Below are 21925 nucleotides of genomic sequence, written 5' to 3'. Positions count from 1 at the left end.
AATGTTCACAATCCGAACACTCGATTGCAATGCGAACACGGAGCCTTTAGGATCGTCGGCACGCGCAGGCGACGCCGTTGCGGTGTCTTTCGGCTCACGCTTGCCGATCAACCTTTGGAGACCTTCATGAAACGTCGTGTGCTGCTGCTGACTGCCGTTGCTGGTGCGCTGATGACCGGCCTGCCCGCCTTTGCGGACGAGCCGATCAAGATCGGCCTGATCGCGCCCTTCTCCGGCCCCTTTGCCGACTACGGCAAGCAGATGGAAGACGGCATCAAGGCGTATCAGAAGCTGCACGGCACAACCGCCGGCGGGCGCCAGGTGCAGATCATCGTGAAGGACACGACTGGCCCCGTGCCGGACGTCGCCAAGCGTCTCGCACAGGAACTGGTGGTGCGAGACAAGGTGGATTTCCTGGCGGGCTTCGGCCTCACGCCAGAAGCGCTGGCGGTGGCGCCCATCGCGCAGCAGGCCAAGAAGCCATTGGTGATCTTCAATGCAGCATCGTCGTCAATCACCACCAAGTCGGACTATGTAACGCGCGTATCGATGACGCTGCCGCAGGTCTCCACGCCCATCGCCTCGTGGGCCCTGAAGAACGGCATCAAGCAGGTGGCGACCGTGGTGGCCGATTACGCGCCCGGCCTCGATGCAGAAAACGCGTTCAAGCAGACGTTCACTGCCGGCGGCGGCCAGGTGGTCGAAGCCGTGCGCGTGCCACTGCGCAATCCTGAATTCGCACCGTTCATCCAGCGCGTGAAAGACAGCAAGCCGCAAGCCGTGTTCGTCTTCCTGCCGGCTGGCGAGCAAGGCGTGGCGTTCATGAAGGGTTTCCGCGAGCGCGGTCTGGCGCAGGCCGGGATCAAGGTCATCGCGACGGGCGACCTGACAGACGACCACGTGCTGCCGGCCATGGGCGACTCGACGCTGGGTGTCATCACGTCGTTCCACTACTCGGCCGCGCACGACTCGCCGCAGAACAAGGCCTTCCTGAAAGCCTTTGCCGAGGCCAACCCCGGTGCAGGCCGCCCGAACTTCATGGCGGTTGCCGCGTATGACGGCATCGGTGCGATCTACAACGTGATCAACAAGCTCGGCGGCAAGATCGACGGGGAAAAAGCCATGGCGGCCTTCAAGGGCATGAAGATCGACAGCCCGCGCGGACCGATCACCATCGACCCGGCCACGCGTGATGTGGTGCAGACGGTCTACATCCGCAAGGTGGAGAAGGTTGGCAACGAGCTTTACAACGTCGAGTTCGACAAATTTGCCGACGTGAAGGACCCGGGCAAGTAAGCCCTACGCAACGGCCACGAGCCGTTGCAGCAACGACGCATCGGCCAGCAGATCGGCGCTGGCCGATGCATGCACGATCCGGCCGCGATCGAGCACCAGCGCGCGCTGCGTGAGTTGCAGCGCCAGACGCGCATGCTGCTCCACCACGATCACGGCCATGCCGCCTTCATCAACGAGCGCGCGGATGGCTCGGCCAAGCTCCTGCACGATGATCGGCGCGAGGCCTTCCATCGGTTCATCCAACAGCAGCAGCGCGGGGTTCGTCATCAGCGCGCGCGCGATGGCGACCATCTGCTGCTCCCCACCCGACAGCTGATTACCAAGGTTGCGGCGCCGCTCCTGCAGGCGCGGAAACGTCTTGTAGACGCGCGCCACATCCCAGGGGCCGGGTCGCGCCACGGCGCTCAGGTGTTCCTGCACCGTCAGCGAGGGAAACATCCACCGCTCCTGCGGCACCCAGCCAAGCCCAGCCCTCGCCCGTCGATGCGGCGGCACCTTCGCGATGTCTGCGCCCTGCCAGCGGATACGCCCGGCATGCAAGCGCGTAAAGCCCATCAGCGTGGTCAGGAGCGTGGTCTTGCCAACGCCGTTGCGCCCCAACAGCGCGAGGCTGCCACCTGCCTCCAGTGCGAACGACACGTCGTCCAGCACCACGGCGTTGCCGTAGCCGGCCGTGACGTTCTCGAACGACAACAGTTCAGGCATGCTCCGTCTCTCCGAGGTAGACCTCGCGTACGCGTGGGTCAGTCGCGATCTCCTGTGGCGTACCTTCGGTCAGAACGCGGCCAGCCACCAGCACGCTGATCCGCTCGGCAAAGCGAAAGACGAGGTTCATGTCGTGCTCGATGAAAAGGATGGTGATATCGCGCGGCAGGCTGGCGATCACCTCGAACAGCTCGGTGCTTTCTCCGCTCGGGATACCGGCGGCTGGCTCGTCGAGCAGCAGGATGCGAGGCTGCGTAGCCAGCGCCAAGGCGATCTCCACCAGCCGTTGTTTGCCGTACGGCAACGCATGCGTCGGCAACAGCGCGTCGTCGCCGAGCTGCAAGCGGCACAGTAACGCCATCGCCTCGTCGCGTGCATCCTTGTGCGATGCGACGGTGCGGTGCCAATGCCACGACGCGCCGATGCGTTCGAAGATCGCGAGCATCACCGATTCCAGCGCCGTCAATCCCGGAAACAACGTGTTGATCTGGAATGTGCGTGTGATGCCTCGCTTGACGCGCTGGTGTGCGGGCAGCCGCGTGATGTCTTCCTCGTCCAGCAGCACCTGGCCCGCAGTGGGCGCCAGCGTGCCGGTGAGCAAGTTGATGAAGGTGGTCTTGCCCGCGCCGTTGGGGCCGATCAATGCATGGCGCGCACCGGGCGCAAAAGACAGCGAGATATCGGAATTGGCGTGAAAGCTGCCCCAGCGCCTGGACAGGCCTCGCGTGCTCAATGTGGGCGCCGGATGCATCGTCGGCACAGTCATGCCCTACCTCCCTTGCGAGCACCGCGCGCTCTGACCGCGGATACGGCAGCTTCCACCCCACCGAGAATTCCGCCACGCGCAAACAGCACGATCACCATCAGCAACAGGCCGATCCAAAACTGCCAGTAGACGGGATTGATGCCGGCCAACACGTCCTGCGCCACCATGAATACCGCCGCGCCGATCAGCGCACCGTACAGCCGGCCTGCTCCGCCCAGCACCAGCATGATCAATAGCTCTGCAGAGCGCGAAAAACCCAGCGAATCCAACCCGACAAACTGCGTGGTCTGCGCGAGCAATCCGCCTGCAACCCCGGCAATCGCTGCGCTCACCGTGAACGCCGCCACCAGCCGCATGCGGACATCCGCACCGATGGCCGGCATGCGTTTCGGCCCCTGCTGAATGCCGCGCAGCGACAGCCCGAACGGCGAGCGCACCAGACGACGCAGCGCCACAAACACCAGGAAGAGCACGACCAAGCTGTAAACGTACGCGGTGCGCCCCTCCAGATCGAACTCAAAGGTGCCGAGCAGGTTGTGCATCGTCACACCGGAGAGGCCATCGACACCGCCCGTAAGAAACGCCATCTTGTTGGCCGCTTCATACAGCATCAGGCCGATGCCGAGCGTGACCATCAATCGCGTCAGGTCTTGCCCGCGCACGACGAGGAAGCTCACACAAAAACCGCCCAGCGCCGCGACGATGGCGCCTGCCGCCAAGCCGGTGAGCGGCTCACCCCAGCCATGCGCCGCGAGCAGTCCGGCGGTATAAGCGCCAAGCCCAAAGAAACCTGCATGCCCGAGCGACACGATGCCCGCATAGCCCAGCACCAGATCCAGCGACAACGCAAACAGCCCGACGATCAGCACCTGGCTGCCAAAGACGAGGTAATCGGGAAGAAGAAAGAACACCGCGATCGGCACGCACCAGAACACGATCTCGAACGGCGACCAGCGCGCGCCCGGCAAGCCATGCGCGGGCGAGCGCTCGACCGGTTGCGCAGCCCGCCTCAGTTGCTGCAGCACACTCATGCGCGCCTCCCCAGCAGACCGCTCGGGAAAAACACGAGCAGCACCACCATCAACCCGTAGATGACGAACGCGCCCACGTCCGGCACGTAGTACTTGCCCGCCACGTCGAACACTCCCAACACAAGCGCGGCCAGCAACGCGCCCTTGATGGAGCCCGCGCCGCCGACTGCCACCACCAGCAGGAAGTACACCATGTACTTGATCGGAAACGCAGGATCGAGCCCGAGCACATCGATGCCCAATCCGCCGCCCAATCCTGCCAGCCCTGAACCCAGCGCAAACGTTACGGAGAACACCAGACTTACGTTGATGCCCAGGCCCGCCGACGCCTGCTGGTGATCCACCGACGCGCGCACCTGGGCGCCAAAGCGCGTGCGCTCGATCAGCCACGCCAGCAGCGCCGTCAGCGCAATCACCACGCCGATCAGGAACAGCCGGTAGCGCCCAACTTCCAACGCACTATCGAACACCCGCCATTGCCCGCGCAGCATCTCCGGCAGTTCAACGGGTTGCTGCGACGGCCCCCACACGTAAGTCGCACCCGCCATCGCCATGAAAACGAGCGCGATGGAGAACAGCACCTGATCGAGCGGGCTCGCGCGATAGAGCCGCCGGTACAGCGTGCGCTCCAGCACAAAGCCAATACCCGCGGTGACGATGAAAGCGATGGGCAGCGTCGCCAGAAACGGCACGCCGAAGCGGTTCATCAGCACCACGCACACATAGCCGCCCGCCATGGCGAACGCGCCGTGCGCGAGGTTGATGAAGTTCATCAGGCCCATCGTGACCGACAGGCCGATGCTGATCAGGAACAACAGACTGCCGTAGGCCAGCCCGTCGAACAACACACCCAATGCGCTGAGCATGGGTCTCCTCCTTGGGCTTTTTCCAGCTCGGCGGCCGGTTTGCCCGGTGTGTTGCGTGGCGTCTCTCCGGAGACGGCGGTGTTACTTCTTCGCAGCGCCCTCCGCATCCATCTCGGCAAACACCGTCTGCGCGAGATGGAAGGCATGGTTGGCAGCCGGCACGCCGCAGTAGATGGCCGTCTGCAGCAGCGTTTCCTGAATCTCGTCGCGCGTGACACCGTTGTTGGCCGCGGCACGCAGATGCAGACGCAACTCACCGTCGCGGCCGAGGGCGACCATCATGGCGATCGTCAGCAGACTGCGCGTGTGGCGCGGCAAGCCGGGGCGTGTCCAGATTTCGCCCCAGGCGTAGCGCGTGATGAGATCCTGGAACGGTGCGGTCAGCTCGGTCTGCGCGGCGTTGGCACGGTCGACGTGGGCATCGCCCAGCACCGCGCGGCGCACTTCCATGCCCGCGGCGTAGCGTTCGCGATCATCCATGGGCAACCTCGCGCACCACGCCGGTCGTCAAGAAGCTGACCAGCGCTTCGGTGTAGCCATCGGCCTGCTCCCAGTTGGCGAGGTGGCCGGCGGAGAGTTCGATGTATTGCGCACCGGGCACGCCGTCTGCAATGAGCTTGGTCTGCGCGGCGGGCGTGGAGATATCGTGCGTGCCGCCGATCACCAGCATCGGCACGCGGATGTCCGGCAGCTGCGCGCGTAAATCCGCATCGCGAATCGCGCCGCAGTTGCCGTTGTAGCCCGCGTCCGGCGTCGACAGCAACATCGCCTTGACGATGTCGACGCGGCTTGCGTTGGCATCGCGGTAGCCCTGCGTGAACCAGCGCTCCAGAACCGTTTCCGTAATGCTCGCCATCCCGCCCTGTTCGACCTGCGCGATGCGGGTGTTCCAGCTTTGCTGCGTGCCGATCAGCGCGGCGGTGTTCGTCACCACCATGCGCGGGAAGCGCTCGCCGTGATACGCGGCCAGCCACAGGCCAGTCAGGCCGCCCATCGACAGGCCGCAGAACAGCGCAAGCTCAATGTCGTAGTGATCGAGCAGTGCAAGCCCATCCCCGCCGAGCTGTGCGACGCCAAACGGCGCGTCGGGCACGCTCGACTGGCCGTGGCCACGCTGGTCATAGCGCAACAGGCGGAAGTGCTGACGCAGCGCTTCGAGCTGCGGCTCCCACATGCCCAGGTTCGTGCCCAGGGAATTCGACAGCACCAGCACCGGCTTACCCGTGGCGGGCCCATCATCGAATTCGTGATACAGGCGGACATTGTCGTGTTCAAGCCAGGGCATGGTGTCTCCGTGGAATGTGTGTTCAGGGATGATGGCGGCGAGCGTGTTCCGCGAGCACGCGGTCGACAGCGGCGCCCGCATCGCCAAGGTAATGGGTGGGATCGAGCAGCGCGCTCAGCCGTTGCGACGTGGCGGTGCCCCAGATGCGCAGGACGTCGGCGTCTTGGGCCAGCACGTCATGCAGCGTTTTGCTCTCTTGTACGGCTTTGCGGCTGGCCGCTTCGACCACATGGTGCGCTTGCAGGCGACCAAGATTTGCGCCGAGCGCCAGCATCACGGCTTCACCGAGGATCAGGCCGTGCGTAACGTCGAGATTTGCGCGCATGCGAGCCGAATCGACCTGCAGGCCTTCAACGATCTCGCACATGCGATCGAGCGCGCCCGCCGCAAGGCAGGCCATCTCGCGCAACGTCGCCCACTGCGCCTGCCAACCGCCGAGCGCGCGTTCGTGCTCCTGCGGCAGCGCGGCCAGCAGCGTGCTCGCCAGGCCAGGCATGCGCGTGGCCGCAGCCAACACCGTCGCGCAGCCAACCGGGTTGCGCTTATGCGGCATGGTGGAAGAACCGCCCTTGCCGGCACCGGACGGCTCGGCAACCTCGCCGACCTCGGTCTGCATCATCAGCGAGAGATCGCGCGCGAAGTGACCCAGCGCGCCGGTCAGCAGTGCAAGCGTGGTCCCAATATCGGCGATTCGATCTTGCTCGCCGTGCCACGACAGAGCAGGCAGCGGCAGATCAAGCGCGTGCGCCAGCGTTTGAGCGACGGCGCATGCATGTACGCCCAGGCTGGCAAGCGTGCCTGCCGCCCCGCCAAACTGCAGCGCGGGCACATGCGCGCGCAACGCGGCAAAACGATCCTGCGCACGATGCACCGCTTCCAGCCAGCCCGCAACCTTGCGCCCGAACGTGGACGGCAGGGCTTGCTGCAACCATGTACGCGCCACCATCGGTGTGTTGCGATGACGTTGCGCCAGCGCGGCCAGACCGTCCGCCAACTTCTGCAAATCCGCTTCGATCAACTCCGCCGATTGCCGCCACTGCAGCATCAAACCGGTATCGATGATGTCCTGGCTGGTCGCGCCCCAATGCACGTAGCGCGCGGCGTTTTCATCGTGCTGCGCGACGGCGGCGGTCAGTTGCTTGACTAGCGGGATCGCCAGGTTGCCAGCGCTGGCAGCGGCGGTGCCCAGCGCATCCAAGTCCAACGTTACGTTGGCGCACACCGCGCGGATCGGCGCGACGGCTTGCGCCGGAATCACGCCAACCGCGCCCTCGGCCTGGGCGAGAGCGGCCTCCACATCGAGCATCGCGCGCACGGTGGCCGCATCGGACCACACCGCCAACATGGCCGGTGTGGAAAATGCGCGATCGAGCAGTCCGCTGGTCACGGCCGTATCAAACGCGTTCGATCACCAGCGCAATGCCCTGCCCCACGCCGATGCACATCGTGCACAGTGCATAGCGTCCGCCCGTGCGTTGCAGCTGATACATCGCCGTCGTCACCAAGCGCGCGCCGCTCATGCCGAGCGGGTGGCCCAGTGCGATGGCGCCGCCATTCGGGTTGACGCGCGGGTCGTCATCACGCAGGCCCAGTTGACGCGTCACTGCCAAACCCTGCGCAGCAAACGCCTCGTTCAGCTCGATCACGTCCATCTGATCAATCGTCAGGCCCAGTTGCTTGAGCAGCTTCTGCGACGCCGGTGCCGGGCCAATGCCCATCACGCGCGGTGGCACACCCGCGGTAGCCATGCCGACGATGCGCGCACGCGGGGTCAGGCCAAAGCGCTTGGCGGAGTCTTCATTGGCAAGGAGCAGCGCGCAGGCGCCATCGTTCACACCCGACGCATTGCCGGCGGTCACGGTGCCGTCCGGACGCACCACGCCCTTGAGCTTGGCGAGCGCTTCCATGCTCGTGGCGCGGGGATGCTCATCCCGGTCCACCACAATGGCATCGCCTTTCTTCTGTGGGATCGTTACCGGAGTAATTTCCTGAGCGAGCGTGCCGTCTTCTTGCGCACGCGCGGCGCTGGCTTGGCTGCGCAGCGCGAAGCGGTCTTGGTCTTCGCGGTTGATCTTGTAGTCGGTGGCGACGTTCTCGGCGGTCTCGGGCATCGAGTCGACACCATATTGCGCCTTCATCAGCGGGTTGACGAAGCGCCAGCCGATGGTGGTGTCGTAGATGGCGGCATCGCGCGAGAAGGCGCTCGCGGCCTTGCCCATCACGAACGGCGCTCGACTCATGCTCTCCACGCCGCCCGCGATCATCAGCGCGGTTTCACCCGAGCGGATGGCGCGCGCGGCGGTACCGGTCGCGTCCATGCCCGAGCCGCACAGGCGGTTGATGGTGGAGCCCGGCACGCTGTCCGGCAAGCCGGCCAGCAGCGACGACATGCGCGCCACGTTGCGGTTGTCTTCCCCTGCTTGGTTGGCGCAGCCGAAGATCACGTCGTCGATGGCCGACCAGTCGACCTGCGGGTTGCGCGCCATCAGCGCCTTGAGCGGCACGGCACCCAGATCATCCGCGCGCACGGCAGACAGGCTGCCGCCGTATCGGCCGATGGGGGTCCGGATGGCGTCGCAGATAAAGGCTTCGGTCATGATGGTTCTGTCTCCAATGGTTCTAGGCACGACGCAACGGCGCCGCCGTCATCGTCTGCAGCGTATCGAAATCGAGGCCGACGGCCATCTCGCGCACCACCAGCCCTTCTGGCGTGATGTCGATCACCGCGAGGTCGGTGTAGATGGTATCGACACAGCCGATCCCCGTCAGCGGATACGTGCACGACGGCACGATCTTGCTTTCGCCCTGCTTGGTCTGGTGCTCCATCATGACGAAAACACGCTTGGCACCGATGGCCAGATCCATCGCACCGCCCACGGCTGGAATTGCATCGGGTGCACCGGTGTGCCAGTTGGCAAGGTCACCCGTGGCCGACACCTGGAAGGCGCCGAGCACGCAATAGTCGAGATGGCCGCCTCGCATCATGGCAAACGAATCGGCATGATGGAAGAACGATGCGCCAGGCTTGACTGTGACCGGCTGCTTGCCGGCATTGATGAGGTCTTCGTCTTCTTGCCCGGGCGCGGGCGCGGGGCCCATGCCCAGCAGGCCGTTTTCGGTGTGCAGGATGATTTCGCGATCGGCCGGCAACTGGTTCGCCACCAGCGTCGGCAAGCCGATGCCCAGGTTGACGACCGAGCCATCGGGAATATCACGCGCCACACGCGTAGCGATCTGGTCGCGCGTCCAGCGTTGAATCTTGGCGGTGGTTTCGGCGCTCATGCGGCCTCCTTCGCTTGCGCAGCGTTGCCGAGTTGCACGACGCGCTTCACAAAAATGCCCGGCGTGACGATGTGCTCCGGGTCCAGCTCGCCAAGCTCCACCGTCTCGCTGACCTGCGCAATAGTGCACTTGGCCGCCATTGCCATCACCGGCCCGAAGTTGCGCGCCGTCTTGCGATAAACGAGGTTGCCCCAGCGGTCGGCGCGCAGGGCCTTGATGAGGGCGTAGTCGGCGGTCAGCGGCAACTCGAACACGTACGGCTTGCCGTCGATGATGCGCGTTTCTTTGCCTTCGGCCAATTGCGTGCCATAGGCAGTCGGGCAGAAGAAGCCGCCAATGCCAGCACCTGCGGCGCGGATGCGCTCGGCCAGGTTGCCTTGCGGCACCAGTTCCAGCTCGATCTCGCCGGCGCGATACAGCGCATCGAACACATATGAATCGGCCTGGCGCGGGAACGAGCAAACGATCTTGCGCACGCGGCGCGCCTTGAGCAGCGCGGCCAGGCCCATCTCGCCATTGCCGGCGTTGTTGTTGATGATGGTCAGCTCACGCGCGCCATGCGCGATGAGCCCGTCGATGAGTTCCGATGGCATGCCGGCAGTACCGAACCCGCCAATCATGATGGTGGCACCGTCCGGGATATCGGCCAGGGCGGCCTCCACAGACGAACAAAGCTTGTTGATCACGTGCATTCTCCGGCAAGGGCGCCGCACATTCTCGATGGCTAGCGCGGTTCGGAGCATCGCGGGGGCCGGACATGGCCGAGCCGCAACCGGGCGGCGTGCGAGTCTCCTGTTTGACGATCGGATCGACACAGGCCTTTGCTGTCCGGCCCACGCTTATCTTCCTACATTTGTTCGCTATACGAACTCAAGTTCGATCCAAGAACTAATCTACGCCTGCCTTCCTGAGCGTGTCAAGGCGTACGCATACCGATCAACCGTTCGAGTAGCGAAACCGGGGTAATGCCAGTAGGCTTGAGGCCACTGCACCGCTTCCATCTTTTTTTGCATGTCTGCTGCCGAACTGCCCACCGAAAAACCCAGCGATTCCTACGTCCAGTCCTTTGCCCGGGGCCTGTCGGTCATCCGCGCGTTCAATGCTGAGCGTCCCGAGCAAACGCTCTCCGAAGTCGCCGAGGCCACAGGGCTGACCCGCGCCGGCGCCCGCCGCATCCTTCTCACGCTGCTCAGCCTGGGTTATGTCAGCTTTGAGGGCCGCCTCTTCCGCCTCACGCCCAAGATCCTCGATCTCGGGTTCGCCTATCTCACCTCGATGCCGTTCTGGAACCTGGCCGAGCCGGTGATGGAAGAACTCGTGCAGACGGTGCACGAAAGTTGCTCCGCCTCGGTCCTGGATGGGACGGAGATCGTTTATGTTTTGCGTGTGCCCACGCAGAAGATCATCGCGCTGAACCTGTCTGTCGGCAGCCGCCTGCCGGCGTTCTGTACGTCGATGGGTCGCGTACTGCTGTCGGGCCTTCCCGAGGACCAGCTCGACATTGCACTGCGCGAGTCCGACCGGCGGGCGCGCACGCAACGCACCATCACAGATGTCGACGCACTGAAGGAGATCATTGCCGGCGTGCGCCAACAGGGTTGGGCGCTGGTCGACCAGGAGCTTGAGGAAGGGCTGATTTCGCTGTCGGCGCCGATCCGCAATCGCGCGGGGGATATCATCGCCGCCATGAACATCAGCGGCCAGGCCAACCGGACTTCAGGCAAACAGATGACGAAGCAGTTTCTCGGCCCGCTGCAGCAGGCGGCCGAGCGTATTTCTGCCATGGTGCGGGTACGGACCTGACCTGAGTTAAAGGCGGCAGCGCCCAGTGCGCTGCGCGCCTCGCATCCCGACAGTTTTTTCAATAAAATTGTGGCTCCGTGGGCAAAGAGGATGTCTGTGACTCAACACACCGCCATTCACACCGGTCTGGATGTGAAAGGCCGCCAACGCCGGGCGCGTGCTTCGTGCATCCTGGCGCTTGCCCTGCCGTTGCTGTCCAGCCCTGTGTGGGCCCAATCGACGTCGCTGGCGACGGCCATGCAGGAATTGACGCCGCTGGCCCGCATGCTGGTGGGCGCCGCCACGGGTCGCAGCACGGCCGCCGCCGGCGTGCCGGCCCTCACGGGCCCTGCCCGCAATGCAGACCGAGCCCTCGCTCAGGCCTGCGCTGAAATCAATCGCTTCACCCCCGTCCCGCTCGACCGCGAAACCTCCCTGGCGCAATGCTCGCTGGCCCAGAAGAAGAACCTCGTCTTCGTCATCACGCTGACCAACTACGCGGCGCACTCGGCCGCATCGCAAGGCTTTCGGCTGAATTTCGTGCCGATCCTGCAGAAGAACATCTGCAATAACGGCGACGTGCGCATCCTCACGCGCCTGGGCCTGAGCTTGGTCTACCGCTATCGCGGTAACGATCACGAGACCGTGGGCGACGTGCCCATCAACGAATCGATCTGCGGAACGCTCTAAGCCCACCCTCTGCCCCGGGAATCCCCTGATGGAGCGCGGTCGGCTGCCATGTCATTAATGGCAGACAAAGTCTCATTTGATCCAACATCTGCCGGGCCCCTGCCTTGCTGCGCCAGCCTTACCGGGCTGCACGCGCGCAACCCGGCAACCCCAACACCCGCCTGTGCATTGCACCCCGCCCCGCTTGCCATCCGCCATCTCTGCCGAGTCGGCATGGACTATAGTTGGGCGTTCCGCGCGGGCCTGGCGTGGGCATTCTGCTCGCCGTCATATGGTTATCCGAAGTCCGCGCATGCAAATCGCGCATACGCCGGTATGCTCGCGGGCGATCCCCGATCCGATCTCGATTCGCACACTGTTCACCACCCAAGTCGTCAAGGAGGAAATCCGATGAAAACAAACCGACGTCTGACGCAATTTGCGGGTGCCGCCATCCTGGCTGCGGCCACCCTGGTCGCCGCCACTGCGCACGCTGATCAAATTTCCGATATCAAAAAGAAAGGCGAGCTCGTCTGCGGCGTGCTCGGCACCGACGAGCCATTCAGCTTCCTGAAAGACCCGATGAGCCGCGAGATCGTCGGCTACGACGTCGACATGTGCGACGCCATCGCGAAGAGCCTGGGCGTCAAGCCCGTGCTCAAGCAACTGGCCGTGGCCGCACGCCTGCCCGAACTGCAGCAAGGCCGCGTGGACCTGCTGGCCGCCTCGCTCACGCACAACAAGGAGCGCGAGGCACAGATCGACTTCTCGGTGTCGACCTTCATCACCGGCCAGAAGGCCATGGTGAAGAAGAGCAGCGGCATCACGTCGCTCGCCCAGCTTGATGGCAAGAAGCTCCTGACGGTCAAGGGTTCGACCATGGAAGCCAACATTGCCAAAGCCATCAAGAACGCCGACGTTGTCTCGTTCGACAACAGCCCGCAGGCGCTGCTGGCCCTGCAGCAAGGCAAGGGCGTCGCCTACGTGAACGACGAAACCACGCTGATCGGCAACATGGCCAAGATGGGTCCGGCAGCCAAGGATTACGCGCTCCTGCCGCAAAACCTGTCGACCGAACACCTCGCACTGGGCATCCGCAAAGGCGAGCCGGCCTTCAAGAAGCAGGTCGACGACGTGCTGCTTGGCATGGAAAAGAGCGGCGAGGCGCAGAAGCTGTTCGACAAGTGGTTCGGCCCGAACACCAAGATGGCCTTCCCGCAGCGCACCTTCAAGATTTCTACCGACAAGATCGATTAATCGTTAAAGGTCGGGCCGCCCGGACGCCGTTCTGGGCGGTGAATCTCCATGCCCCATTTTGATTTGTCGATGCTGCTCTCGGGGCAGTATCACCAGTGGCTCGTCAGCGGTTTCTTCCTGTCGATCAAGCTCTCAGTGCTGGCCTTCGTGCTGGCGCTGCCGCTTGCCATCGTCGTGGCGCTGCTGCGCCTGGCGCCGGCCGCGCCGCTGCGCGGCATCGGCCAGACCTTCGTCGAAGCCATCCGCAACGTGCCGCTGCTCGCCCATATGCTGTTCTGGTATTTCGGCGCGCCGCAGATCCTGCCGGAGTTCATCCGGGACTGGCTCTACAGCATGAACTACGAGGCCGCGAGCGCCGTCATTGCGCTCGTGCTCTACACCGCCGCGTATATGGCGGAAGACATCCGCAGCGGCATCCGCTCGATCCCGAAGGAACAGCTTGAGGCCAGCCGCGCGCTCGGGCTCTCGTTCCTGCAGGCCATGCGCCTGGTGGTGCTGCCGCAATCGCTGCGGGTGACGGTTCCACCGCTGGTTAGCCAAACGTTGAACCTGTGGAAGAACTCGAGCATCGCCATGGTCATCGGCGTGGCCGAGCTGATGTACCAGGCACAGCAGGTGGAGTCCGCCACCTTCCGCGGCTTTGAAGCGTTTGCGTTTGCCACCGCCGCCTATCTGACCATCTCGATTGCGATCACGGTGTTCTCTGCCTGGTATCAGCATCGCTACCCCGTCCGGACGCTGTAGCCATGCTCGATCTCATTCAAACCTACGGTATCTATTACCTGATCGGCCAGTACCCGAACGGGCCGCTGGGCGGGTTGGCGCTGACGTTCCTGCTGGCGTCCGCCGGCCTCGTGCTGGCGCTGCCGATGGGCATCATCCTGGGCCTGTGCCGTGTGAGCCCGATCGCCGCGCTGCGCTGGCCAGCCACCGCGCTCGTCTACGTGGTGCGCGGCACGCCGCTGCTGATGGTGATCTTCTGGGCGTATTTCCTGCTGCCCTCCGTCACCGGCCAGCGCACGGATCAATTCAGCACCATGCTGACCGCGCTGGTGATTTTCGACGGCGCGTATCTGGCGGAGATCGTGCGCGCGGGCATCCAGGCGTTGCCGCGCGGGCAGATGGAGAGTGCCCGCTCGCTCGGTCTGTCGTACATGCAGGCAATGCGGCGGGTGATCCTGCCGCAGGCGCTGCGCAACATGCTGCCGTCGCTCGTCAATCAGCTCGTCTCGACCATCAAGGAAACCTCGCTCGGCTACATCATCAGCCTGCCCGAGGTGTCGTTCGTGGCGGGGCAGATCAGCACCGCCGTGATGGTCAAGTCCGCCGAGGTGTACGGCCTGCTCGGTATCAGCTACTTCATCATGTGCTTCAGCCTCACGCGCGTGGCGTTCTACCTTGAGCGCCGCCTTGCAGCTAGCGCCCCGACCAAACCATGAACATGATCACGATCGAACACGTCGACAAGTGGTACGGCGATTACCACGCGCTGGTCGACATCAACGAAACCGTTGCCAAGGGCGAAGTGGTGGTCGTGTGCGGGCCGTCGGGTTCGGGCAAATCGACGCTCATCCGCACGTTGAACCGGCTCGAAGCCATTCAGAAAGGCCGCATCGTCGTCAACGGGCATGAAGTGCATGCGCCCGGCGTGGACGTCAACGTGTTGCGCAGCGGCATCGGCTTCGTGTTCCAGCAGTTCAACCTGTTCCCGCACCTGACCGTCATGCAGAACTGCGCGCTGGCGCCGGTGCAGCTCAAGCGCATGCAAGCGCAGGAAGCCAAGGATTTTGCGATGAGCCTGCTTGAACGCGTAGGGCTGCCGCACAAAGCAGGCGCCTACCCCGGCGAGCTGTCGGGCGGCCAGCAACAGCGCGTGGCCATCGCGCGTGCCCTGGCCATGAAGCCGCCCGTCATGCTGTTCGACGAGCCGACCTCCGCGCTGGACCCGGAGATGGTGAACGAGGTGTTGCTGGTGATGAAGGACCTCGCCCGCGATGGCATGACCATGGTCTGCGTCACACACGAGATGGGCTTTGCCCGCGACGTAGCCGACCGCGTCCTGTTCATGGATCAGGGACAGGTGCTGGAGCGCGCCACGCCGGAAAACTTCTTCCAGCGCCCGCAACACCCGCGCGCGCAACGCTTCCTGGCCGACATCCGCTCGCCCTGGAGCGAGCCCGCCTGAACCTTCAGGCAGCAGGCGAATAAAAAACGGGGAACACTGTTCCCCGTTTGCTTCGCATGCCGCGACAACGCGGCTTATTGAATGGCCTTGTCGTTCGGGTGTGCGTACAGCTCCTTCATGCCGGCCGTCATCGGGTAGTTCAGGTTCAGGCCCTTCGGCGGAATCGGCGACAGGAACCACTTCTTGTACAGATCGTTTGCCTTGCCCGACTTCATCAGGTCGGCAATCACGTCGTCGGCCACTTTCTTGAACGCCGGATCGTCCTTGCGCATCATGCAAGCGTAGGTTTCGGTCTGCAGCGGCTTGCCCGTGACGACCCAGTCGGCCTGGTTCTTGGCCTTGGTGCGCTCGCCATACAGCGGCGGCTCGTCCATCACAAAGGCCACAGCGCGGCCCGATTCCAGCGTCAGGAACGCCTGGCCGTGATCCTTCGCGAGGATCAGGTTCATCTTGTCAGCGTCCTTGGCTTCGCCGTTCATCTTTTGCAGGATGCGATCTTCGGTCGTGCCGGCGGTAGTCACCACGGTCTTGCCCTTCAGGTCGGGAAAGTCCTTGATGCCCGAGTCCTTCTTCACCAGCATCAGCATGCCGTAGATGAAGATGTTGTTCGAGAACGCCACCTGCTTCTGGCGCTCAAGGTTGTTGGTGGTCGAGCCGCACTCGAAGTCGATCGTGCCGTTCTGCAACAGCGAGATGCGGTTCTGCGATGTGATCGGCGTGAGCTTGACCTGCAGCTTCTTGCCCACCGTCTTTTCCACACCCGCGACGATCATGTTGGAGATCTCTTGCGAGTAGCCCGTGATCGTATTGGCGTCAGCCTGGTACGAGAACGGAATCGACGACTCGCGATAGCCCACCGAGATCACGCCCGATTGCTTGATCTTGGCCAGCGTGTCGTTCGACTGCGCCTGCGCACCGGTCGACAGCACTGCCAGCGCACCGGCCGCAGCCAGCGTCAGGCCACACAGAATACGTTTGGTCGAATGCAAGGTCTTCATGCTTCCCCTCCTATGGGTGTGTTCGCTCCAGACTACTTTGGTTACCAATTGGCGCGGGCCAGACGCACATCGTCAAGCCTGCACGCTCGGTCTTTGAATCTCGTTCTGAATCTCGTTCTTGTGTCATGCAGCCAGCGCATACGGCACTGGGGAAATCGCGGGCTTGCGGCCGGCAATCAGATCGGTCAGCAAGCCTGCGCTGCCGAGCGCCAGCGTAAAGCCCAACGCTCCGTGACCAACGTTCAACCACAATCCCTCCACCGGCGATGTGCCCACCACGGGCACGCCCGTTGGCGTCGCAGGGCGCATGCCAGCCCAGGGTGCGGCATCGGCGCCCGCATCATTCGCCCGCATGGCACCCGGAAACAGCGCGCGCGTTTCGTCATACAGCGTCTGGGCGCGGCGTGTGTCCAGCGCCGTCGACCAGCCCACCAGATCGGCCATGCCCGCCACACGCAACGTCTGCCCAATGCGGGCGTAGACGATCTTGCGCGCGGCATCCGTCACGCTGATCACCGGGGCAACATCGCCCTCCCCGAGCGGCAGGCTGATGCTGTAACCCTTCAGCGGATACAGCCCTGCGTCGATGCGCAATGGACTGAGCAGCCTGGCGCTCGTCACGCCCGCGGCCATCACCACGGCATCAGCGGCAACCTGCTCACCACCGGCCAGTTTGAGACCCCGCACACGGCGACCTTCGGTCCACAACGCATCGACACCGGTATTGAAGCGCAGCGTCACGTTCGGCATCGCGCGCAACCGGTTGAACAGGCCGACGCAGAGTTGGTGGCAATCGGCCACATCTTCGTCGGGCGTGTAGATGGCGCCGACGATCCGGTCACGCACGCCGGCAAGCGCGGGCTCGTGGGCCACGGTTTCGTCGGCGGACAACGCACGCTGCTCGCAGCCGAGCGTCGCCTGATAGCCGACCTGTGCGCGTGCCGATTCAAACGCCGCAGCATCGCGATGGACCACCAGCTTGCCACGGCGCGCAAAGCTGAACGCCAAGTCGGGCGACGCCTCCCGCAACGCTTCCATGCGTGCGCGGCTGTAGAACGACAGCGCGAGCAGCTCACGCGTGGTGCGATCAGCCCGATCACGATTACAGGCCGCGATGAAGCGCAGCCCCCAACGCAGCAACGCCGGGTCCAGCGAAGGCTTCAGGCGCAGCGGCGAATCGCGGCGCAGCAGCCAGCCCGGCACATGCGACAGCACACCGGGGCCCGCCAGCGGCGCCACATAGCTGTAGCTCAACTGGCCGCCGTTGGCGTAACTGGTGCCCTCGCCCGGGCCTGGATGGCGCTCGACCAAGGTGACCTGATGGCCTTCCTGAGCCAGCGCATAGGCCGTGCTGATGCCGATGATGCCGGCGCCGACTACTGCTATTTGCATGAAGAAGCTGCGTATTTTGGAATGTCGGTGCAGCTTAAGGAGCCCGGCAGGGGTTGGGCAAATGCGGAGTTGTTGGGGGGGATGTTGTGGGGCTATGGGTTTTTTGTTGGTTCTTTTGGACTGGTGGTCCATCCCTTGTTTCATCCCCTGCCGGGGCTGACTCACTTTCTTTGTCTTGCCAAAGAAAGTAAGCAAAGAAAGGCGCGCCCGAGATGGCGACTTCCCCTTGAATTTATGTCGCAGAGAGGGGAAGGGAAAAACTCGCTGCGCTCAGACAGTTTCCCTTCCTTTTTCCTCTCTGCAACAGAAATTCAAGGCGCCATCTAGGGCAGGAACGTCAAAGGCCAAACCGGCGCTGGGCTGGGGTCTGCGTGCTAGGGAATGCACGCCGGATGCGGGGATTGAGTGATCCGCGGGGGCGAAATTCCGTGCGTGAGCGGCGGGTGACGCAGCGCCGCTTGCTTGCCGCTAGCTCGCCCCGAGCCTGAAGACGCTCACTGCGCGGCGCAGGTTCCCGGACTGCTCCTGCATCGCTTGCGCTGCGGCGGCGGACTCTTCCACCAGCGCTGCATTCTGCTGCGTCACCTGGTCAATCTGACTGATTGCCTGGCTCACCTGCTCGAGGTTTTGGCTTTGCTCGTCCGACGCCACCGCAATTTCAGCAATGATGCTCGACACGCCTTCAATGGCCACACTCACGCGGGCCATCGCGGCATTCACGCCCGACGCCTGCTCGGAGCTGAGTTCAACTTTTCCGGTGGATGCCTCGATCAGCTCCTTCACTTCCTTCGCAGCCCCTGATGCGCGTTGCGCCAGCGATCGCACCTCGCCTGCCACCACGGCAAACCCTCTGCCCTGTTCGCCGGCTCGCGCGGCCTCCACGGCGGCATTGAGTGCCAGGATGTTGGTCTGGAACGCGATACCCTCGATCAAGCCGGTGATCTCGGCAATCTTCTTGGAGGCCGTGCTGACCTCGCTAACCGTTTGCACCATCGCGGTGACTTCAGCGCGTCCGGCTTCCGTCATCTCCCTCGCACTGGCTGCGAGCGATGTGGCTTGACGCGCGTTATCGGCGTTCCGCTTGACTGCCTCGGTCAGCTCCGTCGTGCTGGCTGCCGTCTCCTCGATCGAAGCGGCCTGTTGCTCGGTGCGCGTGGACAGATCCATGTTGCCCGCCGCAATCTGGCCTGCGGCGCCGGCCACCGACTCGGTTGCAACGCGGATACTTCCGACCGTACCCACCAATTGCTGCGTCATGTCAGCCAGGGCTTGCAACAGCTTGCCGGTCTCATCCTTCGAGTTGGCAGCTTCCACACTCGACAGATCCCCTGCTGCCACACGGCTTGCGATCCCGACCGCCACATGCAATGGCCGCGTGATGCTCACTGTCAGGAAGTAGGCAAAGACAAGGCCAAGCGCCAAGATCAGCCCTTCCAGCACCATCAGCAACGTGCGGCTCTTTGCGGCGCTGGCGTCGATGTCCTTCGCGATATCGTCGATCGACCGGCGCTGCACCTCCAGCAGTTGACGCATGATGTCCTGATACGCATTGGCACCTGGCACGAAGACCTGGTCGAGCACCCGCTGCGCTTCGTCTGGATTGCCCGCAGCCTTGGCCGCGTTGATGGCATCCCGCGCGCTCAAATAGCCTTTGCGCAGCTCGCCGATCTTGGCGAACAGCGTCTTCTCTTCTTCGGTGGACAGCAGCGCTTCCACCTTCTTCTGGTACTCGCCCGAGGCCTTTGATGAAGCCGCTGCCTCTTGTGAAAAATACGGCCCCAGCGTGGGGTCAGCGCTCTTGGCGACCGCAATGGTGCGGCGGATGCCGACGACCAGATTGGCATACCAGTCGCCAATCAGACGCTCCTTGAGCAGCGGCTCATTCATCATGGCCCGCGTCGCCGTCGCGGCATTGTCGAGACGCCAGATTGCAAGGGCGGTGATGACGACAGAAAACGCCAGCACAACGGCAAATCCGAAGGCAAGACGCTTGCCGATTCCCATGTTCCTGATGAGCTGCATTCTGTTCCGTTCCCTTCGCCACCCGCGTGGCCCTAGTCTGCTGATGCTCTCCGCCGATGCTTCGTCGGCTGTAAAGCAGTCCGGAGCGGGAGTTCAGCGCCGGAGCAGCAGCCAAGCGATGTGCAATAGCGAAAGCGAATCGGCCAAGAAATCTTGATTGGGCTGAGGGATGCGAAAAACCCTCCACTCAAAGAGGCCCTTCTTCCCTATCGGATCGAAGTGGAGAATCTGAACCCGCGTCTCGCGGGCAGTTTTCGCTCAGCCAACTCGGTGGGGGGCGGAAGCCAGCAGGCCACCCTCCGTCAGGGCTGCTCTTTACGCGGGACGGGCGGGGCCAGCAGCATGCTGGCCGTGAAACACGGCGCGTTTTCGTCTCTGGCCACTGCAAGCAGGCGTGCCGCAATGCCTTTTCCCTGCCCCAGCGCGGCTGCCATGGCAGCGTCCGTCGAATCGAAATCGGCCGAGGGGTTATGGAAACGCTCCAGGCGCGGATACATCATCACGTCGTCTTCTCGCGTGCAGACGAAGCCTGTGTACGAATAGCCGCGCCGCCGCCTGGTGCCCGGCACAACGAGCACGTGTATCGCACAGCCGTAGAAATGCTGAATCTGCCAGCCCGGCATCATTCCCTCCCCGTTTCTCTTTCCATCTCGTTGTTGCTGCAATATCGCTGGCCGCGCCTGAACGCCGCATCCCACGCCGCGTCTCCCGTCGCATCACGTTTCGAATGGCCTGGCAGCGGGAGCGCGGAGCAACACGAACGCGCTTTGGGCGCGCGCGTGCTATGCCACCTGGAAGTGCTTCACAGATTCCGCCAGCAGATTGCCTTGCTCTTCCAGCGCCTGCGACGCCGCGGCCGCCTCTTCAACCAGCGCGGCATTGCGTTGCGTCATCTCGTCCATTTCGGAAACCGCCGTATGGATCTGCGCAATGCCCTGGCTCTGCTCCGCGCTGGCAGACGCAATGTCCTCAATCAGGCACGTTACGTTGGCCACTGCAGTGGTGACAGATCGCATGGTGTGTCCCGCGCGCCCTACGGCAACATCGCCTTCGCGCACATGCTCGAGCGACGACTCGATCAGCTCTTTGATTTCCTTGGCCGCAGAAGACGAGCGCTGCGCGAGCGTGCGCACCTCGCTGGCCACCACCGCAAAGCCGCGACCCTGTTCACCGGCACGGGCAGCCTCCACCGCAGCGTTGAGCGCGAGGATGTTGGTCTGGAAAGCAATCCCTTCGATGAGCGCGGTGATCTCGTTGATGCGCACCGACCCTGCGCTGATCTTGCCCATGGTCTCGACCATGTTGTCCACCTCGTTACTGCCTTGCCGGGCAACGTCCGATGCGTTGACCGCCAGCGTGGCCGCCTCCCGCGCGTTGGCGGCGTTCTGCTGCACCGTGGTGGTCAGCTCTTCCACGCTGGAGGCCACCTCCTCCAGTGCCGACGCCTGTTCTTCCGTGCGGCTCGACAAATCCACGTTGCCACTGGCGATCTGGCTGGAGCCGGCAGAAACCGACTGTGCCGAATCGCTCACCCGACCGATGAGCGTGCCCAGCCCGTCGCAGATCTGCTTCATTGACGACAGCACGCTTCCATTGGATGCAACCTTGAAGTCTTCCTGCGCACGGAAATCGCCATCTGCAATGCTCGAGGCAATGGCCGCCAGCCTCAAAGGCTCCGCGCCCAGGGCACCCAGCACGCTTCGTGCAATGGCAACGCCCAGCACGCCGGCGGCTGCAAAGGCAAACAACCCGACCACGACGGCAATCCACATCGCAGTGGCTGCGTACGCCCGCGCTGCGTCCACGGCATCGCCCGACCGCTGGGATACGACCGTCTCATACGCTGCAACAGCGTCATCCAGTGCGGCAAGCAGCGGCACGCATTCTCGGTTGATCTTGTCGATTGCGGCGTCGCGATGCCCTGTCTCGCCCAACTTCGCGATGGCTAGCGCAACAGGGCCGTACTTATTCTCAACCGCGCGAATGGCGCCCACCAAGGCGCGCGTCTGGTCATTTGTGTCGGGGCCATTCTTGGCTTCTTCTTCCAGGCGTGTCAGTTGGCTTTGCACCGCTGCATGGGCTTTGGCGATGGCGTCTGACGCGGCGCGCCGGTCTGCATCCGTATCCGCAAGCACCAAGTTGCGTGCAGCAACGGCCCTTCGTTCGACATCCACCTGCACCGCGGCCACCAGCTTTGACCTGAGATAAAGCCCGCGCTCGAAATTCCCGAACCTCGTGCTGAGTGCGTTCAACTGAAAGCACGTCATGGTGGCGACGATGGCCACCAGAACAGCGAGTGCCGTGAACGCGGAAAAGAGTTGTGTCTTGATCTTCATGCTGCTCCCCATTGCAAAAAAACAAGTCTTTCTCTGAAGACGTTTATTCAAGC

The 21925-nt window shown here is 63.6% G+C and carries 23 protein-coding genes; 8 read left to right on the top strand and 15 right to left on the bottom strand.

Annotated elements, in window-relative coordinates; all coding sequences use genetic code 11:
• The first annotated feature begins 126 nt into the window (after positions 1–126).
• Entirely contained in the window at positions 127–1296 is a 1170-nt protein-coding gene (locus ACEN9T_RS13660) for an ABC transporter substrate-binding protein (RefSeq protein WP_413707982.1), read from the top strand.
• Between the two features lie 3 nt (positions 1297–1299).
• On the opposite strand, the gene ACEN9T_RS13655 is transcribed toward ACEN9T_RS13660, so the two are convergent.
• From ACEN9T_RS13655 to ACEN9T_RS13610, 10 genes are all read right to left on the bottom strand, one after another.
• On the bottom strand, positions 1300–2001 hold the full coding sequence (locus tag ACEN9T_RS13655; RefSeq protein ID WP_413707981.1) for an ABC transporter ATP-binding protein: 702 nt from the start codon (positions 1999–2001) through the stop codon (positions 1300–1302).
• Entirely contained in the window at positions 1994–2767 is a 774-nt protein-coding gene (locus tag ACEN9T_RS13650) for an ABC transporter ATP-binding protein (RefSeq protein WP_413707980.1), read from the bottom strand. Before ACEN9T_RS13650 ends, ACEN9T_RS13655 begins: the two co-directional genes overlap by 8 nt.
• Positions 2764–3798 carry a branched-chain amino acid ABC transporter permease gene (locus ACEN9T_RS13645; protein ID WP_413707979.1) on the bottom strand — a complete coding sequence of 345 codons (1035 nt, stop codon included), beginning with the start codon at positions 3796–3798 and terminating at the stop codon, positions 2764–2766. Before ACEN9T_RS13645 ends, ACEN9T_RS13650 begins: the two co-directional genes overlap by 4 nt.
• The gene (locus ACEN9T_RS13640; protein WP_252690984.1) at positions 3795–4664 is read right to left on the bottom strand and encodes a branched-chain amino acid ABC transporter permease; all 870 of its coding nucleotides are present in this window, start codon (positions 4662–4664) and stop codon (positions 3795–3797) included. The genes ACEN9T_RS13645 and ACEN9T_RS13640 overlap by 4 nt, the downstream gene beginning before the upstream one ends.
• Before the next feature lie 81 nt (positions 4665–4745).
• The gene (pcaC, locus tag ACEN9T_RS13635) at positions 4746–5144 is read right to left on the bottom strand and encodes a 4-carboxymuconolactone decarboxylase (protein WP_037028357.1); all 399 of its coding nucleotides are present in this window, start codon (positions 5142–5144) and stop codon (positions 4746–4748) included.
• Positions 5137–5949, bottom strand: coding sequence for a 3-oxoadipate enol-lactonase (gene pcaD / locus ACEN9T_RS13630; protein ID WP_413707978.1), 813 nt, complete (start codon positions 5947–5949; stop codon positions 5137–5139). The genes pcaC and pcaD overlap by 8 nt, the downstream gene beginning before the upstream one ends.
• Positions 5950–5971: 22 nt before the next feature.
• Positions 5972–7336: a 3-carboxy-cis,cis-muconate cycloisomerase gene (locus ACEN9T_RS13625; protein ID WP_413707977.1), complete on the bottom strand. Its 1365-nt coding sequence runs from the start codon at positions 7334–7336 to the stop codon at positions 5972–5974.
• Positions 7337–7343: 7 nt separating this feature from the next.
• The gene (gene pcaF / locus ACEN9T_RS13620; RefSeq protein ID WP_092969191.1) at positions 7344–8546 is read right to left on the bottom strand and encodes a 3-oxoadipyl-CoA thiolase; all 1203 of its coding nucleotides are present in this window, start codon (positions 8544–8546) and stop codon (positions 7344–7346) included.
• A gap of 22 nt (positions 8547–8568) precedes the next feature.
• Positions 8569–9231, bottom strand: a complete 663-nt coding sequence (locus ACEN9T_RS13615) for a CoA transferase subunit B (protein ID WP_413707976.1) — start codon at positions 9229–9231, stop codon at positions 8569–8571.
• Positions 9228–9923 carry a 3-oxoacid CoA-transferase subunit A gene (locus ACEN9T_RS13610; RefSeq protein WP_413707975.1) on the bottom strand — a complete coding sequence of 232 codons (696 nt, stop codon included), beginning with the start codon at positions 9921–9923 and terminating at the stop codon, positions 9228–9230. Before ACEN9T_RS13610 ends, ACEN9T_RS13615 begins: the two co-directional genes overlap by 4 nt.
• Positions 9924–10242: 319 nt before the next feature.
• Between ACEN9T_RS13610 and ACEN9T_RS13605 the strand changes: the two genes are divergently transcribed.
• The 6 genes from ACEN9T_RS13605 (at position 10243) to ACEN9T_RS13580 (ending at position 15124) form a co-directional block, all read left to right on the top strand.
• Complete coding sequence (locus tag ACEN9T_RS13605; RefSeq protein WP_413707974.1) at positions 10243–11034, top strand: IclR family transcriptional regulator; 792 nt, start codon at positions 10243–10245, stop codon at positions 11032–11034.
• 90 nt (positions 11035–11124) lie between these two features.
• Positions 11125–11703 carry a hypothetical protein gene (locus tag ACEN9T_RS13600; RefSeq protein WP_413707973.1) on the top strand — a complete coding sequence of 193 codons (579 nt, stop codon included), beginning with the start codon at positions 11125–11127 and terminating at the stop codon, positions 11701–11703.
• A 390-nt stretch (positions 11704–12093) separates the two neighbouring features.
• Complete coding sequence (locus ACEN9T_RS13595) at positions 12094–12939, top strand: ABC transporter substrate-binding protein (protein WP_413707972.1); 846 nt, start codon at positions 12094–12096, stop codon at positions 12937–12939.
• A 48-nt stretch (positions 12940–12987) separates the two neighbouring features.
• Positions 12988–13683, top strand: a complete 696-nt coding sequence (locus tag ACEN9T_RS13590) for an amino acid ABC transporter permease (RefSeq protein WP_045206031.1) — start codon at positions 12988–12990, stop codon at positions 13681–13683.
• 2 nt (positions 13684–13685) lie between these two features.
• Positions 13686–14378 carry an amino acid ABC transporter permease gene (locus ACEN9T_RS13585; protein ID WP_252690975.1) on the top strand — a complete coding sequence of 231 codons (693 nt, stop codon included), beginning with the start codon at positions 13686–13688 and terminating at the stop codon, positions 14376–14378.
• Positions 14375–15124, top strand: coding sequence for an amino acid ABC transporter ATP-binding protein (locus tag ACEN9T_RS13580; RefSeq protein WP_413707971.1), 750 nt, complete (start codon positions 14375–14377; stop codon positions 15122–15124). Before ACEN9T_RS13585 ends, ACEN9T_RS13580 begins: the two co-directional genes overlap by 4 nt.
• 74 nt (positions 15125–15198) lie before the next feature.
• On the opposite strand, the gene ACEN9T_RS13575 is transcribed toward ACEN9T_RS13580, so the two are convergent.
• Positions 15199–16122: a glutamate/aspartate ABC transporter substrate-binding protein gene (locus ACEN9T_RS13575; RefSeq protein ID WP_413707970.1), complete on the bottom strand. Its 924-nt coding sequence runs from the start codon at positions 16120–16122 to the stop codon at positions 15199–15201.
• A gap of 123 nt (positions 16123–16245) precedes the next feature.
• A complete protein-coding gene (locus ACEN9T_RS13570) occupies positions 16246–17514 on the bottom strand; it encodes a D-amino acid dehydrogenase (protein WP_413707969.1) in 1269 nt (422 codons plus the stop codon).
• Here ACEN9T_RS13570 and ACEN9T_RS13565 point away from each other — a divergent pair.
• The gene (locus tag ACEN9T_RS13565) at positions 17509–17841 is read left to right on the top strand and encodes a hypothetical protein (RefSeq protein WP_413707968.1); all 333 of its coding nucleotides are present in this window, start codon (positions 17509–17511) and stop codon (positions 17839–17841) included. The genes ACEN9T_RS13570 and ACEN9T_RS13565 overlap by 6 nt on opposite strands.
• Before the next feature lie 141 nt (positions 17842–17982).
• Here the strand turns inward: ACEN9T_RS13565 and ACEN9T_RS13560 are convergent, their stop codons facing one another.
• The 3 genes from ACEN9T_RS13560 to ACEN9T_RS13550 form a co-directional block, all read right to left on the bottom strand.
• The gene (locus ACEN9T_RS13560; protein ID WP_413707967.1) at positions 17983–19536 is read right to left on the bottom strand and encodes a methyl-accepting chemotaxis protein; all 1554 of its coding nucleotides are present in this window, start codon (positions 19534–19536) and stop codon (positions 17983–17985) included.
• 302 nt (positions 19537–19838) lie between these two features.
• The gene (locus ACEN9T_RS13555; RefSeq protein WP_413707966.1) at positions 19839–20201 is read right to left on the bottom strand and encodes a hypothetical protein; all 363 of its coding nucleotides are present in this window, start codon (positions 20199–20201) and stop codon (positions 19839–19841) included.
• A gap of 117 nt (positions 20202–20318) precedes the next feature.
• Positions 20319–21872: a methyl-accepting chemotaxis protein gene (locus tag ACEN9T_RS13550; protein ID WP_413707965.1), complete on the bottom strand. Its 1554-nt coding sequence runs from the start codon at positions 21870–21872 to the stop codon at positions 20319–20321.
• Positions 21873–21925 lie beyond the last annotated feature (53 nt).

Source organism: Ralstonia sp. Ralssp110 (assembly GCF_047325135.1).
Lineage (GTDB): Bacteria > Pseudomonadota > Gammaproteobacteria > Burkholderiales > Burkholderiaceae > Ralstonia > Ralstonia mojiangensis.
The sequence above is the reverse complement of the archived record's forward strand: the minus strand, read 5'-3'. Positions and strand labels throughout refer to the sequence as shown.